Source organism: Brevibacillus sp. HB1.2 (genome assembly GCF_013332495.1).
Lineage (GTDB): Bacteria > Bacillota > Bacilli > Brevibacillales > Brevibacillaceae > Brevibacillus > Brevibacillus porteri.
The window spans coordinates 106827-123547 of record NZ_JABMIU010000007.1; the positions used below are offsets into that span (position 1 = coordinate 106827).

Consider the following 16721-nt stretch of genomic DNA (forward strand, 5'->3'; position numbering starts at 1 on the left):
GTCTTGTCAGAGTAAACCCTCTTGGTTCACCCCTATTGTACACATGCGCTGAACGCCCTTCAATCAATCCAAGCCTTTATTCACCAAACAGCAACAATTGCAGCTTTCGCTTGGCTTCTGGCCATTCACAGTCAAGTATGCTGAAGTATACCGAGTCGCGAATGTATCCATCTGGCAACACCATATGATTGCGCAGGACTCCTTCTCGAATGCCACCGATTCGGGCAATGGCACGTTGCGAATTCAAATTGCGCGAATCTGTTTTGAGCTGTACGCGTATGCACCCCAGTTGTTCGAAGCAGTGGCGAAGGAGAAGCCATTTACATTCTGTATTGATGCTCGTTTTCCAGACGGATGGGGTCAGCCATGTAAACCCGATTTCCAATCCGCGATCCTTTTTCGCTATCCCTAAAAATCTCGTGCTCCCGATGATCTGCCCATCTGCTTGGCGAATGATGACGAATGGTAATTCTGTTTGGGCTTGTTCATTTTCTAAAGCTTGCAGAATAAAAGCCTGAGCATCTTCTCTCGTTCGAATGGTAACGGACATATGCGGCCAAATCTCTTTGTATGCGCCTGCTTCCCAGATTCCATCCACATGTGTCATTCTGAGCGGCTCCAATCGGACCAGCTTGCCTTCTAAGATAACAGGTTCAATGTTTAACATGTCTGTCTCTCCTCTACTGTTCTGCTTCATCCATCAAGCAGAACAGTTTCCCGAAATTTTTCCAATGATACGGGCTCGCGAGGACACTGTCAAGACAAATAGTAGGGTGTTACGCTTCTTCACTGATAATGACTTGCTTCCCTCTGCGCTTTAAGAAGAGAGGGATCAGCAACCACAGAAGCGCACAAACCAGAAAAGCAGCGGAAAGCGGCTTCGTGAAGAAGATCGAGAAGTCGCCATTCGAGGTGGTCAACGCTCTTCTCATGTTATTTTCAATCATCGGTCCCAACACAAGGCCGAGGACGAGCGGCGCCAGTGGAAAATCGTTTTTCGTCAGGAAATAGCCAGCTACCCCACAAATCACGAGCAAAATCAAATCAAACGTACTGATTTGCACAGCGTACACACCGAAAACGGAAATCGCGATAATGAGCGGAATCAGGAAATGGGACGGTGTTTCAATGATTTTGGCAAACACTTTCACTAATGGCATGTTCAAAATCAACAGCATGACATTTCCGATAAACATACTGGCAATCAAGCCCCAGGCAATCTGCGGATGATCACTGAATAATAGCGGCCCCGGTTGTACGTTATACATCAATAATGCACCCATTAAAATAGCAGTGGTACCGGACCCTGGAATACCCAACGTCAATAGTGGAATCATCGCACCGCCAGAAGCAGCATTATTTGCAGACTCCGGTGCTGCTACACCTGCAATCGCTCCTTTTCCAAAGCGGCTAGGATCTTTGCTCAGCTTTTTCTCAAAAATATACGCGAAGAAGGATGCGAGGGTAGCGCCAGCACCAGGCAAAACACCAATGAAAAACCCGAGCAATGAGCCGCGTGTAATCGGTCCGGCACTTTCTTTTAGGTCTTGTTTGGAAGGCAGTACCCGCCCCACTTTAATAATTTCCTTTGTGGATTGATCGTCTTCGATAATCGTCTTGAACACTTCTCCAAGGGCAAACAACCCAACTGCTATCGTGAGGAACTCCAAGCCTTGGTACAAATCGGGAATATCGTAGGTAAACCGAGCCACACCTGAAACGGTATCCATCCCAATTGTCGCAAGCAAGAGTCCCATGACTGTCATAATAAGGGCTTTGGTCATCGATTTCCCCCCCAGTCCGCTGACCGCACACAAGCCGAGAAGCATGAGGGAGAAATATTCAGCAGGGCCGAATTTCAAAGCAAGATCGGATAATGGATCAGCCAAAAACACAAGAGCAATCAATGCCACGAGCCCTGCGACAAAAGAACCAATCGCTGCAATCGACAACGCTGCGCCAGCACGTCCCTGTTTGGCCATCTGATAGCCGTCCAATGTCGTAACGACTGAAGAGGATTCACCCGGCGTATTTAACAAAATGGATGTTGTGGAACCACCGTACATCGCGCCGTAGTAAACGCCTGCCAACAAAATCAGTGCGCTAGCCGCTGCACTTTCAGGAGGTAAGCCAGAAGTCAAAGAAGCCGTAACGGGCATCAATAACGCCACTCCGCTCATTGGACCGATGCCAGGAAGGACCCCTACCGCAGTACCGATCAGGACGCCAATAAAGGCAAAGACAAGATTATGCCACTGTAAGGCAACGAGAAAACCATCCGCCAAAAATTGCAATGCACTCATGCTAATCTATCCCCTCCCTAGACGCCTAGCCAGGCAGGTAGTCCTGGAAGCGTACCTTTTAGCAAATGCACATAGATGACATAAACGCCTACTGAAAACAGTAAGGAAACGATTCCTGATTTAAGAATGTTTTTACTTCCCATCATAGTGAAGGCGTACAGAAGGAAAGCGAAGCTCGAGATGACATAACCGAGTTGCTCCAACACCAATACATACAAGACTGTCGCTGCCAAAATGAATAAAAACCGCTTGTATCGCAGTGGACTCTGTGACTCGGATGAGGAAGCTGCCACGCCCTTCTTGTAGGTCTCCCACAACAGTCGCAAGCTCAACAAGATCAGGATGACGCCAAGCCCAAATGGAAACATATTCGGTCCGACCTGACTTCCGTAAGCACTAGACGAAATATTCCGACTTTCAGCAATGAAGAGTGCACCTACTAGCGCAAAAAACAGGCTGCCGATACGATCAAACATCAGGTTCATGTATACCTCCTACGGTGTGGAAAAAGGAGGGGATGCCCCTCCTCTCCCTACTTCGACATACCAAGTGATGTCAACAGTTCTTTGACCTGCTTATCTTGTTCGTCCAGGAATGCTGAGAAAGCAGCAGCGTCCTTGTACTCACTTTCCCAACCGTTTGCAGCCAATTCTTTTGTCCATGTCTCATGCGTGGAAAGTTCTTTCAGCTTTGCATCCCAGTAAGCTTTTGCGTCTGCTGGCATATCAGCCGGACCGAAGACACCGCGCCAAATCGTGAACGTCGCATCAATGCCTTGCTCTTTTAACGTCGGGATATCTTTCAATTGGCCGCCGAGACGTTCATCAGAAGTAACGCCCAGTACGCGGATTTTACCTGCTTTCAGATATTCACCTACGCTGGAAGCATCTGTTGCAATGATATCTGCATTACCTCCCAACAAGGCTGCCATTGCTTCTCCGCCGCCATCATACGAGACGTATTTGACGCTTTTTGGATCAATTCCATATTTAGCTGCTGGCAATACCCCGATCAGATGATCCATCGATCCTGGCGCAGAGCCCCCTGCCAGTGTAATTTTGCTTGGATCAGCCTTGATCGCGTCCAGCACGCTCTTGATGTCCTTGTGAGGTGAATCCGCTTTCACAACGAGGGTGCCGAAATCTTTCGTCATTTGCGCCAATGGTGTGACATTTTTGTAGCCAAATGGGCTGTTCCCCTCTTTTTTGTTATTGTTAATCAAAATAGGAGGAGAGCTAACGAATAATTTATAAGGATTGCCTTTGTCTTTGCTTACATATTCAGCCAAGAACACGGTTCCCCCACCACCCGGCTTGTTTTCTACCGTGATGGTTTCCGTAACCAGCTTGCTTTCCGCCAACACCTTTGCTACCGAGCGAGCTGTCTTATCCCAGCCCCCACCTGCACCGGATGGAGCTACATACACGATCGACTTTTCTGGGTATTTGGATGCCTCTGCGGTAGGCTGCGGCGCTGGTTGTGCTCCTGGACTTGCTGTTCCCGTATTTCCAGTACCTCCACCACAAGCAGCCAATGCTAGTGTAAGAAAAGTGGACACTGTGATTAGCACTTTTTTTCTTTTCATCAAACAAATATCCCCCTCAACCCGCTTATTTGTAAGCGCTATCACGCTTGAACATAATGTACCACCGCGGTAGCTAGGGGAATAGTTTTCGTGCATAAGGTCTATTTTGAAAATTAATCACTTTTTGTTCATATTGTTCATGGAACATTATGGAAGATAGCGATATTTTCTTTCCGGTCTGCCAACTGTGCCATAAATCAATTCAGCACGCGCTTTTTTTTCCAGGACCAAGTATTCTAAATACCGTCGTGCCGTTGTTCGACTGGTTCCAATCTCGCGGCCAATTTCCTCCGCCGAGACCCCCTTGTCTCCCGTCTGTCTGATCGCCTCGATCACTTTTTCCAAAGTTAAGTGGTCAATTCCTTTTGGTGCAAGGGCATCTCGATTTTTCGGGGCGACCAGCCTTCTGGTCAGCATTTGGTCAATCACTTCCTGGTCCACCTCGACCGCTTCCCTCGTCCGAATGACGTGCTCCCGATAGCTTTCTAACCGTTCACGAAAACGTTCGAAAACCAGCGGCTTGACGATGTAATCGAATACTCCGCCTCGCAGCGCTTCCTGTACCATTTCCATTTCCTTGGCTGCGGTGATCATGATCACGTCTACTTCGCGGTAATGTTGCCGAATAAACCAGACCAGCTCTGTTCCCAACATGTCAGGCAAGTACACATCCAACAAAACGAGTTGAGGGCGGGTATAAGAAAGCAATTCTTTAGCATCCGTCCCATTCGTTGCTGTAGCAATAACTTCAAAACCTTCAATCTTGCTGACAAATCGTTTGTTGATATCGATAATCCGCATATCGTCTTCTACGATGAGAACCTCCAGCTTTCTCAAGACGCCACCTCCATTCTTTTGCGTAGGGATACTGTGAAAAGTGCACCTCCTAGCTCGCTTTTGCCAATGAGAATATAGCCGTCCAATTCGTTAATAATTCCGTGCGCCTTGGCCAGACCAATTCCGCGATCTTCGCCTTTTTTCGTTGAGAAACCGTGCTCGAATATTTTTTCTCGCAATTCTTCCACAACTCCCGGTCCCGAGTCCTCGATTTCGAACATGATCTCATCGCCCGTGTCAGACAAGTAACACTCCACTCGTTTGTACTCGACGCTTGGCTCATTGACCGCTTCCAACGCGTTTTGGATCAGTGTCCCCAATAAAACCACGATCTGCTGTCGGTTGATCGTCGGTGGGAGCTCCTTCAAGTGACTGTCGTGATGGATGACGAATTGAATTTTCAACTCCTTGGCCCGGTTGTGCATGCCTAACAACAATGCCCCTATTAACGGATCTGGAATTTGCTTCGCCAAAAACAAAATCATCTCTTGCTGTGCGGACGTTTCACTCGTAATCAGCTCGACCGCTTCTTGAATCGAGCCAAGCTGTAATAAACCAGAAATGGTATACAACAAATTGTGAAATTCATGTGTTTGGGCGCGAAGAACATCCGCATAACGCCTTGCTTGGGACAACTCAGAAGCTAGCTGGTCAATTTCCGATTTGGGACGAAAACTGCTGACTACTCCTACGACCTTCCCTCCGAACTTGATCGGAAGTCGATTCACAATGATTTCTTTTCCGCTCATAATGGACTCGCGATCTAATTGATGCTCACCTGATTCCAGAACTTCTGGCATACGACTGTCTGGTAGCACTTCCACGATATCTTTGCGATGAAACTCTTCTTCCGGTAGGTTCAGAATACGAATGGCAGCCTTGTTCATCATCGTGATGCGCTTATTGCGGTCAATCGCCACGATGCCTTCGCGGACTGACTCCAGTACAGCATTTCTCTCTACGTACAAGGATGCGATCTCCTCTGGCTCCAATCCCAAAATTAAGCGCTTTAAATAGCGACTGAGTGCAATCGCACCAGCCACACCACACAACAAGGCGAGAAGAGTCAGGATCAGGATGCGGTCTTGGTAGAGGTCAATGGCCTCCTCGATATCTTCCAGCAGGAACCCAACGGATACGATTCCGATGATGTTCCCTTTTTCATTTTTGATCGGCACCTTCCCTCTCAATGATGGTCCCATGCTGCCAACCGCCTTCGATATGTAAGATTGACCATGCGAGAGCCCTGGCTCGTTATCTCCTCCCACCATTTCCTTTCCAATCCGCTCCAGAATCGGATGCGCATACCGAATTCCCTCATGGTTCCCCACGACCACAAACTCTGCTCCGGTTTGCATCCGGACGTTTTCAGCAATGGGTTGAATGAGCGCAGGAGGGTAATCGCTTGAAAAAGCACTACGCAGTTCAGGATCGCTGGCAACAATTTTCGCCACACTCAATGCTTTTTTGCCCACCTGCTCTTCGATCGAAGACGCAACAATGGAAGAAAACACCGCGCTAACTGACGAAACAATCAGAATAATGATAATAGTAATCAATAAGATCATTCTGGTTTGCAAAGACATTTGGATTTTGCTTGTCGTCACAGCTCGCTCACCCCTTGCTTCATCTTACCATCCCAATTAGGAAAAAAGGTAGAATCATTCCCATTGTCAATGGCGAAGCTTGTCGTTGCGGGTTGTCTTTTTACGACGAAAAATCAGGTATTAGGCCTTCTTTCCCCCAATATAATGTTACAACTTGTATTCAAGACAAACTAGGGCGCTTGTCCGAATACGAGACATCTTGAATAGCAAAGGAGGGAAAGAAATGAAGACGCAGACGGTATCAAATGGAATTGTTACCCTGACGAAAGAAGGCGAAGAGGCAATCAAGAACAGTCCGCTTTATAATGAAGGTCTTCGGCCAACGAGGACGGCAGAGCACAGCTGGACATCTTACAACTTCGCCAGCTTGTGGATCGGAATGTCGATCTGTTTGCCGACGTATGCAATGGCCGCAGGGTTAATTTCCTTGGGTATGAACTGGTGGCAGGCCATTTTGACGATCATTCTCGGTAATTGTATTGTCCTTATTCCCATTCTTCTCAACTCTCATGCCGGGACGAAATTTGGCATTCCGTATCCAGTTTTTGCGCGCCTCTGGTTTGGCTCCAAAGGAGCGCACATCCCTGCTGTCGCACGCGGTTTGATTGGTGCTGGATGGTTTGGCATCAACTGTTGGTTCGGAGGTGCTGCCATCGATACACTCTTGATGTCGATGACAGGCTGGGCGAATGTTCCCGGACATCTCTGGATATCCTTCTTTGGCTTTTGGCTGTTAAACGTATGGGTCGCTTATCGCGGTCCCGAAGCGATCAAAAAAATGGAGGCTTGGGCTGCTCCCATCCTGATCATCATGAGTTTGGCTCTCCTCGTCTGGGCGCTTACGAAAGCAGGCGGATGGGGACCGATGCTCTCAGCACCTTCGAAATTCACTACTAACGCAGAATTCTTGAAGGTCTTCTTCCCAGCATTGACGGGAGCCATTGCTTTTTGGGCAACAATGGCCCTCAACATTCCGGATTTCTGTCGGTATGCCAAAAGTCAAAAAGCACAAATCATCGGACAATCCTCTTCGTTACCAACCACGATGGGTTTCTTCTCGTTCATCGGAGTTGCTGTCGCTTCTGCTACCGTCGTGATTTACGGAGAAGCGTTGTGGGATCCTGCTGCCGTGTTGGCTAAATTCTCGCCTTTCGCCATTTTCCTTGGAACGATTGGAATTATTCTTGCCACATTGACGACCAACGTAGCGGCCAATATCGTTGCTCCCGCCCGAGCAGTGGAAAATCTGGCCCCTCGCCGTTTCACGTATGAAACCGGCGCTATCATCGCCGGGGTTGTGTCTCTCTTGATGCAGCCTTGGTACATTCTAGAGAACTTCGGCAACTACATCTTTTTATGGCTGGGAACGTACGGAGCCTTGTTAGGCCCGATCGACGGAATAGCCATTGCCGACTATTGGCTCGTGCGCAAGCGGCGCATTCATTTAACAGAGTTGTATAAAACAAACGGGATCTACGCCTACAAAACGGGCTTTAATGGCAGAGCCATCTGGGCGATGCTAATCGGGATTGCGATTCCTTTTATAAGTAAATACATTCCGGGCTTATCCATTATTTGGGACAACGCATGGACTATCGGGCTACTGATTTCACTCGTGATTTACACGTGGATGATGAAAAATGACGCTTCGATTTTGAGTGCCAAGGATTATGAAAAAATTACAGCAAACAATAAACAAACGATTGCTTCCTAATAGCAAGCTACCAAAAAAGACTGGCTGCCCCCTTGGGTTTGCCAGTCTTTCGTTTCATTACTTGCTCTACCATTTGAATTGACTGATGGACTCTTGCAGCTCTTGAGAAAGCTCATTCATATTCGCGCTGGAACGGGCGATTTCTTGCATGCTGGCAAGCTGTTCTCCTGCCCCAGCCGATACTTCTTGGGTATGTACGGCTGCTTCCTGTGCGAGGCGATTCATTTCATCCATAGCAGATGCGACTTGCTGTATGCTTGCCGACATTTGCTCGGTAGCAGCGGACACGTCCTGAATTTGACCCGCAACCTCCTGAGAAGAGTCTACGATACGTTGGAAGGTGACACCCGCTTCTTGTACAACTTCTGCACCTTTTTTCGCCTCTTGGGTTCCATCCATCATGACATGCACGACTTGCGTGGTTTCTTGCTGGATTTCCCCAATCAGTCTCGCAATCTCGCGCGCAGATTCCTCTGACTGTTCTGCGAGTTTACGAACCTCATCCGCCACGACAGCAAATCCCCTGCCGTGTTCTCCTGCACGCGCCGCCTCAATCGCTGCGTTGAGCGCCAGCAGATTCGTTTGGGAAGCAATTCCAGTAATCACATCAACAATTTGGCCGATGGCTTCTGACCGTACGCCGAGCAGTTGCACGAGATCCGCTGCGTGATTCACCGAGTCGGAGATCGTATTCATCTGATCAACAGCTTGCTGAATATGAATGCTTCCTTGCTCCGCATCCTCTGCTGCCTGCGCCGATGATTCAGAAACGGCTCCGGACGTATCGGCAATCCGCTGGATGGCAATCGACATTTCTTCCATGACACGCACACTTTCTTGCGTACGTTGCGTCTGTACTTCGGAGGCAGAGGCGATTTGCTGCACACTGCTGATCGATTGTTCTGTTGCATAAGCGGACTGCTCCGCACTCGCAGACAATTCCTCAGAGGAAGCAGCCACTTGCTCACCCGCCACTTTTACTTGTTCAATCAATGAACGGAAATTCGTTACCAATTCATTGAACGCAGTACCAAGTGTACCTACCTCGTCACGAGTCACGTAGGTGACGGGAGCAACTGCCATATTCCCGCTTGCCAATTGCTGCATGCGGCTTGAAACAACTCGAAGGGGATCAGCGATCATGCGGGAGATGATCCACCCCAATACACTACCGATCAGGATCGACAGTACGCCTACTACGATCAGGAATGTAATCGCTTCTTGAGTCTCATCTTGGTTTTCCTTTTGCATGGCGACTGCCTGCTCAGATTTGTAATTCGCCCATTCGAGCTGTTCCTGATTAATCCAATTCAGCGTCTTATCCGTTGCACGATAAAACGAATAGGCTTGATCCGCTTTCCCCTCCTGGATCATTTTCAAGACCTCGCCCTGGTCTTTACGATACTGCTCGATAAGCTCCTTTAGCATCGTCACTCTTTCTTGTTCTTGAGCATCCAGCTTCGTGTTTTGGAGATATTGGAACGTTTTGTCTGCTGTTTCCATCCGCAAGTCCAGTTCCGTTTTGTATTCAGCAAAGACCGCAGGAGATGGATCGAGAATCATTTTATAGACCAATCCGTCAATCGCGCGGATTTCTTGTCTCCAATCGTTAATCCACTTAACGGGAAGAAGCTGCTCTTCATACATGGCCTGCATGCGTTCACCTGAGACTTGCACATGAAAAAATCCGGTGAATCCGACAGCACACAAAAAGACGGCCATCATCACAATCAAGCTAAATAGTTTGGCTCGGGTGCTGAGGTTACGTAATAGACTCATCGTTGCGGCAATCCTTCCTCTGTCAAATAGGTAAGCTAGAAAAAGCGCGAATATTGTCTAATCTTACCAAAGTTTGTCGAATAAGTCGATAGTCGTAGTCGCTTACTCACACATCGAGCACAGATAGAATCACGATCTCTTCAATTTGAACGTCAGGCTCATAGCAAATATAATACGTTAGCTCCGGGCTGATCCGATACCGAATCCCCCGGTATCCACAGTCAATCAAATACGCACGCACCTTATCGCCTGTCCATTCCAGCCACTCTTCATAGCCCATATCGTTCTGTCTCTGTTCGAGTTCCTCTTCTGAATAAGCAGCACGCAATGCATCAATGCGTAGTTCATTTTCCCCATAGCGCTCGTCCAAACAAACGAGACCCTGCAAATGTAGCTGCTGGCTCAACACAACTGCCTTCTCCCCATTGGTCTCTGCATGACAAATTGCATACTGTGCGGCGATTTCCGGATTGCTCACCAAGTAAACACCCGCGCCAAACACTGCCTTTGCACTCGCACCGTTTGTAAAATGGCGACGTTCTGCCCTCTCATACTTTTGCGCTTTCACAACGCGAAGTCCCTCACCGTATTCGACCCCTCGATATACAATCTGCCTCATCCCTGAACGCTCCTTTTGACTCTGATGGAATCCTTCCAATGATGTGAAAAGGAGGAAGGTGCGTATCCGGCACCTCCCTCACTCTTGTATTAAGGTAATAGCTTTACCATATCTTCGTAAGTCTCCGGTCTGCGATCCCGGTAAAATTGCCACGTATCTCGCACCTCATGAATTTTGTTACGGTCCATTTCAGCGAGAATGACCTCATCCTGATCCCGACTCCCCAAGGCAACAAATTGCCCTCGCGGATCGACCAAGTACGATTGTCCGTAAAACTCTCCCATGTTCCACGGTGCTTCTGTCCCTACCCGATTGATCGCTGCCACATAATAACCGTTGGCAACGGCATGAGCAGGCTGCTCGAGCTTCCACAAGTATTCAGATAAGCCGGCGACAGTCGCAGACGGATTGAATACAATTTCCGCCCCATTCAGGCCCAGCAGTCGTGCGCCTTCCGGAAAATGGCGGTCATAGCATATATAGACCCCGACCTTGGCAAAAGCGGTTTCAAAAACGGGATAGCCAAGATTGCCGGGCTTAAAGTAATATTTCTCCCAGAATCCGCACCCGCTGCTGCCCACTCCGACATGCGGAATATGCTGCTTGCGATATTTGCCCAAATACGTGCCATCCGCGTCAATCACAGCGGCAGTGTTGTAATACGTACCGATCCCCACGCGCTCGTACACAGGTAAAATGAGTACGGTTCCTAACTCGCGGGCAAGGGAAGAGAAAAGTTGCACGGTTGGTCCATTTGGGACTTCTTCCGCTGATTCATACCATTTCGGTTGCTGTTCGGCACAAAAATACGGGCCATAAAAGATTTCTTGCAGACAGATGATTTGTGCCCCCTTGGCAGCCGCCTCCCGAACCATCCTCTCATGCTTCTCAATGGCTTTTTCTTTGTGCAAATGAACCGGTTCGTCTCCATGGATATCGTTTTTCGCCTGAATCAAGCCGATGCGAATGATATCTGCCATAGTCGCCCTCCTCGCCTTTTTGCGCTCGCATAGATTACGGTCTTGTAAAGGTCGATCGTTTTACAAAGCGTCCAGCCCCGGCTTGACCGACGAATTGCTGATCGCGAATGACAAATGACCCGCGCGAAAGCACCGAGATGATATCGCCATTCACCACCATTCCTTCAAATGGATTGTAGTCGACATTCATATGGTGAGTTTCAACGGAGATCGTGCGCTTCACCATTGGATCAAACAATACGATATCCGCGTCCGAGCCTACTGCGATCGTTCCTTTTTGCGGGAACATCCCGAACAGTTTGGCTACTTTTGTAGAGGTCATATCGACGAACTGATTAAGGCTGATCTTGTCCTTTGCTACCCCTTCCGAGAAGAGGAGACGCATCCGGTCCTCAATGATTGGTCCACCATTCGGGATTTTCGTGAAATCCTCTAGCCCCAGCTCTTTTTGACCAGAGAAATTAAAGGAACAATGATCGGAGCCAATCGTTTGCAAAATGCCATTTTTCAACGCGCTCCACAGGACGTCCTGATTCCACTTTTCCCGAAGCGGAGGGGACCAGACGTACTTCGCTCCTTCAAAGCCCGGCTTCTGTAGATCCGTAATATCTAGCACCAAATATTGCGGGCACGTCTCCCCGTACACATTCCATCCTTTTTCGCGAGCCTCTGCGATTCGGCGCACAGCTTCAGCACACGATACATGCACCACATACAGCTGGGCATCTGCCAGTGCAGTCAGTGCAATCGCACGTCCCGTCGCTTCTCCTTCTGCTTCAGGTGGGCGGGTGTAAGCGTGGTACACGGGGTCAGTCTGCCCTTTTGCAAGCGCCTGCTTGATCAGATAATCCAGAACGTCTCCATTCTCTGCATGGACCTGTACAAGGGCACCTAGTTCCTTCGCCCGAACCAACGTTTTAAATAGCGTCTCATCATCGGCCATCAGCACATTTTTGTAGGCCATGAATACTTTGAGCGAAGTAATCCCTTCATTTCGTACGACTGCTCCTAATTCCTCGAGCACTTGATCGTTCGCATCGGAAACCATCAGGTGAAATCCGTAGTCAATGACCGCTTTGCCCCTTGCTTTTTCGTGCCAGGTCGAAATGGATGAATGCAATGGTTCCCCTTTATTCGTCAGGCAAAAATCGATGATGCTCGTCGTCCCGCCAAATGCTGCTGCCTTCGTGCCTGTATAAAAGTTATCGGAAGTAACCGTTCCGCCAAAAGGCATATCGAGATGGGTATGTGGGTCAATCCCACCTGGGAAAACATAGTATCCGGTAGCATCGATAACTTCGGCATCTTTCCCATCCAGATTGGAGCCGATTGCGACTACCTTTTCCCCTTCGGTCAAAATGTCCGCCTGATACGTGTCTGACGCTGTGACGACTGTGCCATTTCGAATCCATTTTTTCATCCGATGATCATCTCCCCTTCAACCCGTCACCGAGTAGACATGCCTTCCCTTGTACACGCTATGCACCCCACGCCGAAAACATGACTTGCTTTACAGCTCGCAGCTGCCACCCGCAGCCAAAGCAGCCTGCCGCTGATTCCAGCTGAGAGGGGCTTTGTCGCTCGGAATCTCGACCATCTCGATCGTTCCTTCCACTGGACAAACGATGGAGCACAAATTACAGCCTACACAATCTTCTTCTCGTACGACTAAGCGCTCTTTGCCCGTCGCTGCATCAGCAACAATGTCAATGCATTGATGGGAAGTGTCCTCACAAGCGATATGACACTTATTGCAATTGATACAAGTCTCTTCATGGATGCGCGCCACGACCTTGTAATTCAGATTCAGATGACCCCAATCCGAGTACGTCTGTACCGCTTTTCCGACAATATCCATCACGGACGCAATTCCACGCTGATCCAGGTAATTGTTAAGCCCATCAATCATGTCTTCGACGATCCGGAATCCATGATGCATGGCAGCCGTACATACTTGAACACCCGTTGCTCCCATCAGCAAAAATTCAACGGTATCCCGCCAATCAGAGATTCCGCCAATGCCTGAGATCGGGATACCAACCTTGGGATCGCGTGCACATTCTGCGACCATGTTCAGGGCGATTGGTTTGACTGCTGGTCCACAATAGCCGCCGTGCGCCCCTTTTCCATCTACATGTGGGATCGGCAGCCATTTGTCGAGATCAACCCCCATCAAGCTGTTTATGGTGTTGATCATACTAATGGCATCGGCCCCCCCCTGGCTGGCGGCCCGCGCTGTAAAGCGAATGTCCGTAATGTTTGGGGTAAGCTTGACGATGACAGGGGTTTGGGCGACTTCTTTTACCCATTCGACCTGTTGCCGGATTAAATCTGGATGCTGACCGACCGCAGAGCCCATCCCGCGTTCTGCCATTCCGTGCGGACAGCCAAAATTTAGTTCCAGACCGTCTACGCCTATTGCTTCCACCTTTTTGACAATCTCGTGCCATGCTTCCTGTTTATGTTCAACCATGAGCGACGCAATCAACGTGTGCTTCGGAAAACGGCGCTTCGTTTCATCCATTTCCTTCAAATTGACCTCAAGCGGTTTGTCCGTAATCAGTTCAATATTGTTGAAACCAAAGACGCGCTGTCCCCCGAAGTTCAGTCCTGCAAAGCGGGAGGTGACGTTGATGATCGGCTCTCCGAGTGTCTTCCAGACCGCACCACCCCAGCCCGCTTCAAAGGCACGCTGTACTTGGTAGCCTGAATTGGTCGGCGGCGCAGAGGCCAACCAGAATGGATTCGGGGATTGGATTCCCGCCAGATTAATGCTGAGATCTGCCATGATAGGTCTCCTCCTTTATACTGGCTGTTTTTGATCACTGAGCGATTGATGGATGGCATGAGCCGCTCGTTTTCCATGATTGGCTGCGTCGACTACCATCGCATCTGTCTTGCCTCCACCAAAAATGACATCGCCCGCCGCATAAACTTTGACATGGGAGGTTCGATAGGTGCCTTCCTCGACCTCGACAATCCCATTTCGGTGTTGGAGCCCAAATGATTCAATCAAGGACAGATGTCTGTTTTGTCCGATCGCTTTGACGACATAATCGACTTCGATGACAAAATGACTGCCTGGAATTTCTACTGGACGCTTTCTTCCTTTCTCATCCGGCTCACCTAACTCCATTCGCACTAGTTCTAATCCCTTCACTCGGCCGTTTTCCTCCAATACACGCGTTGGGACAACGAGCCAGCGGAATTCTACGCCATCCTGCTTGGCGAATTCGTACTCAAACTGATAACAGGACATCTCCTGAACTGTCCGTCGGTACAAAATCTGAACATTGTCTGCACCCAGCCGTTTCGAGCAGGTGGCAGCGTCAATCGCCGTATTCCCCGCACCGATGATGACGACTTTTTTACCGAGCATTTCGTCTGATAGTGACTTGGTCTTGGTCTCCTCCACGAGTGCGATCGCATCGAGGACACCTTCCAGTTCTTCTCCCGGGATATGCAACTGAGGGACATTGCCCATACCAGTTGCCAACAGGACAGAATCATACTGGTCCAATAACTCTTCTGGTGCGACATCCACACCGATTCGCGTATTGGTACGTATCTCTACCCCCAATGCCTCTACTTGCTCTACTTCCCATAGCGATATTTCCTGCGGCAGACGGAAAGAAACGATGCCGTACGTGTTCAATCCTCCCGCCTTTTCCTTTGCTTCAAATACCGTAACCGCGTAGCCAAGACGCGCAAGCTCACGTGCTGCTGATAATCCGGCTGGGCCCGCTCCGACGATGGCTACCCGTTTTCCATTTGCTTCGCCTTTTGAAAAAAGCGTTGCTTGATTTTGGATTGCCCAGTCTGTCGCGTGACGCTGGAGAAGACCGATCATGATAGGCTTGGAAGCTGAATTTAGTACACAGGCACCTTCACATAGCTCCTCGGTTGGACATACGCGCGCACAGCTCGCCCCGACAGGATTCGATTCCATAATAGTCCGGGCTGATCCGAACAAATTCCCGGTCGCAATTTTTTTGATGAAGGAAGGGATGTTAATCGACGTGGGACAAGCCTTAATACAGGGTGCGTCGTAGCAATACAAGCAGCGATTTGCCTCATGGATGGCTTCCATCGGTTTTAGGGCAGGCACGACTTCTGCGAAATTTTTCGCGAGCTCATTGGGAATGCTCATCTGTCCACAACCTCCTCACCAGATCTAAACATGCTTGCTATTAATCAATGTGCGAAATCGTTTTTTTATGATTGTTACATTTCGTATTTGCCTAGCAAGGAAACGAAATCAATCTGCTCGGATTGACATGAATGATTTCATGTTCGAATAGGATAAAAACAAACAAGGAAGAAAGGGCCGTCCCGTATGAAGGATTACGACCTGGAGATCAGGGTAGTGAAACAAAAAATCGCGGATGCACATGCGCTTCTCAACCAATTGGAAACCGAGCGCAAAAACTACCTGACACAACTCGAAAGGCGCAAAGCGTTTCTCTCTTCACGTGAAATACTAGACATCCTGGAGACCAAAGCTGGTCGTGCTGGCAGTATGGCTACCGTCAAACGCTGGGCAGATCAAGGCTATTTAGGGGATTGGATAGACGAACGGGAGACCTTCCCCCTTTTGGTCAGTAAACAAGGAAACAAACGATTTCTTTTTCCTCGAGAATCCGTGCTCACTTATCTATATAAAAAAGGGTATCTTCGCCCGAGCTACGAGGTTTTGGATCGTGTCCAGCTCACAAGAGATAGCACATGCTGCTGGGGAATCATCACCTCCGTCGAGCGAAGCGATCAGCACTTCACCTACCAAGTCCAATTGGAAAAAACGGGAGAAGTATTGTTGTCGGTATCAGAAGAAGAACTGCTCATCCCGTAAGGAGGCACTATGGAACTGGCCGTAATCACGCTGGAAAATACAGTTGCCAATCAAGAGAGATCACGACAAATCCGCGACTTGCATAAAAAAAAGGGCCAGACCCTCGCCATACGATTTAGCGAAGAACTGACCCATATTATTTTAGAAGCACCATGCTTATATTTCCCCGACCAAGAATGGTTGAACGAAGCTGTTGTCATCGAAGGAATCGTAAAAAAATCAGCGGAGTACTACGAGCTGCACCCGCGAACCAAAGGGAAGACTGTCAACGTTCACCTTGATTCAGAATTGGTCGCTGAGCTGGAGCTCATTCGCTCTCTCGTCAGCAGCAAAACGCAGCAGGAAGTCCTTCGTGAGTTGTTCGTTCGTGGTATGCGGTCGTATCTGGCCGAAAAGGAAGCAGCCAGCACGCCCATCATCGCTAAAAAAGAACGATAGTCCCTGCTCT

The 16721-nt window shown here is 48.9% G+C and carries 15 protein-coding genes; 3 read left to right on the forward strand and 12 right to left on the reverse strand.

Annotated features, from left to right (window positions below; translation table 11 throughout):
• Nucleotides 1-76: 76 nt before the first annotated feature.
• From HPY28_RS17640 to HPY28_RS17665, 6 genes are all read right to left on the reverse strand, one after another.
• Nucleotides 77-667: a GNAT family N-acetyltransferase gene (locus HPY28_RS17640; RefSeq protein WP_174231057.1), complete on the reverse strand. Its 591-nt coding sequence runs from the start codon at nucleotides 665-667 to the stop codon at nucleotides 77-79.
• A 109-nt stretch (nucleotides 668-776) separates the two neighbouring features.
• Nucleotides 777-2303: a tripartite tricarboxylate transporter permease gene (locus HPY28_RS17645; RefSeq protein ID WP_174231058.1), complete on the reverse strand. Its 1527-nt coding sequence runs from the start codon at nucleotides 2301-2303 to the stop codon at nucleotides 777-779.
• Between the two features lie 17 nt (nucleotides 2304-2320).
• Entirely contained in the window at nucleotides 2321-2788 is a 468-nt protein-coding gene (locus HPY28_RS17650; protein ID WP_017249100.1) for a tripartite tricarboxylate transporter TctB family protein, read from the reverse strand.
• Between the two features lie 47 nt (nucleotides 2789-2835).
• Nucleotides 2836-3888 carry a tripartite tricarboxylate transporter substrate binding protein gene (locus HPY28_RS17655; RefSeq protein ID WP_174231109.1) on the reverse strand — a complete coding sequence of 351 codons (1053 nt, stop codon included), beginning with the start codon at nucleotides 3886-3888 and terminating at the stop codon, nucleotides 2836-2838.
• A 147-nt stretch (nucleotides 3889-4035) separates the two neighbouring features.
• The gene (locus HPY28_RS17660) at nucleotides 4036-4689 is read right to left on the reverse strand and encodes a response regulator (protein WP_069201640.1); all 654 of its coding nucleotides are present in this window, start codon (nucleotides 4687-4689) and stop codon (nucleotides 4036-4038) included.
• A gap of 32 nt (nucleotides 4690-4721) precedes the next feature.
• A complete protein-coding gene (locus HPY28_RS17665; protein WP_174231059.1) occupies nucleotides 4722-6332 on the reverse strand; it encodes an ATP-binding protein in 1611 nt (536 codons plus the stop codon).
• A gap of 223 nt (nucleotides 6333-6555) precedes the next feature.
• On the opposite strand from HPY28_RS17665, the gene HPY28_RS17670 reads away from it, so the two are divergent.
• Nucleotides 6556-8046: an NCS1 family nucleobase:cation symporter-1 gene (locus HPY28_RS17670; protein ID WP_174231060.1), complete on the forward strand. Its 1491-nt coding sequence runs from the start codon at nucleotides 6556-6558 to the stop codon at nucleotides 8044-8046.
• Nucleotides 8047-8112: 66 nt separating this feature from the next.
• Here HPY28_RS17670 and HPY28_RS17675 read toward each other — a convergent pair whose 3' ends face one another.
• The 6 genes from HPY28_RS17675 to HPY28_RS17700 all read right to left on the reverse strand — a co-directional run bounded on the left by HPY28_RS17675 (nucleotide 8113) and on the right by HPY28_RS17700 (nucleotide 15574).
• Nucleotides 8113-9825: a methyl-accepting chemotaxis protein gene (locus HPY28_RS17675; protein WP_174231061.1), complete on the reverse strand. Its 1713-nt coding sequence runs from the start codon at nucleotides 9823-9825 to the stop codon at nucleotides 8113-8115.
• 106 nt (nucleotides 9826-9931) lie between these two features.
• Nucleotides 9932-10444, reverse strand: coding sequence for a hypothetical protein (locus HPY28_RS17680; RefSeq protein WP_017249106.1), 513 nt, complete (start codon nucleotides 10442-10444; stop codon nucleotides 9932-9934).
• Between the two features lie 89 nt (nucleotides 10445-10533).
• Nucleotides 10534-11424: a nitrilase-related carbon-nitrogen hydrolase gene (locus tag HPY28_RS17685; RefSeq protein WP_017249107.1), complete on the reverse strand. Its 891-nt coding sequence runs from the start codon at nucleotides 11422-11424 to the stop codon at nucleotides 10534-10536.
• 34 nt (nucleotides 11425-11458) lie between these two features.
• Nucleotides 11459-12844 (reverse strand): dihydropyrimidinase, encoded by a 1386-nt coding sequence (hydA, locus tag HPY28_RS17690; protein ID WP_174231062.1) that lies wholly within the window; start codon nucleotides 12842-12844, stop codon nucleotides 11459-11461.
• Nucleotides 12845-12934: 90 nt separating this feature from the next.
• Nucleotides 12935-14212: an NAD-dependent dihydropyrimidine dehydrogenase subunit PreA gene (preA, locus tag HPY28_RS17695; protein WP_017249109.1), complete on the reverse strand. Its 1278-nt coding sequence runs from the start codon at nucleotides 14210-14212 to the stop codon at nucleotides 12935-12937.
• Between the two features lie 15 nt (nucleotides 14213-14227).
• Nucleotides 14228-15574 (reverse strand): NAD(P)-dependent oxidoreductase, encoded by a 1347-nt coding sequence (locus HPY28_RS17700; protein ID WP_174231063.1) that lies wholly within the window; start codon nucleotides 15572-15574, stop codon nucleotides 14228-14230.
• Between the two features lie 216 nt (nucleotides 15575-15790).
• On the opposite strand from HPY28_RS17700, the gene HPY28_RS17705 reads away from it, so the two are divergent.
• Together HPY28_RS17705 and HPY28_RS17710 are read left to right on the forward strand one after the other, a co-directional pair.
• Nucleotides 15791-16273: a hypothetical protein gene (locus tag HPY28_RS17705; protein WP_371813495.1), complete on the forward strand. Its 483-nt coding sequence runs from the start codon at nucleotides 15791-15793 to the stop codon at nucleotides 16271-16273.
• 9 nt (nucleotides 16274-16282) lie between these two features.
• The gene (locus HPY28_RS17710; RefSeq protein WP_017249112.1) at nucleotides 16283-16711 is read left to right on the forward strand and encodes a hypothetical protein; all 429 of its coding nucleotides are present in this window, start codon (nucleotides 16283-16285) and stop codon (nucleotides 16709-16711) included.
• Nucleotides 16712-16721 lie beyond the last annotated feature (10 nt).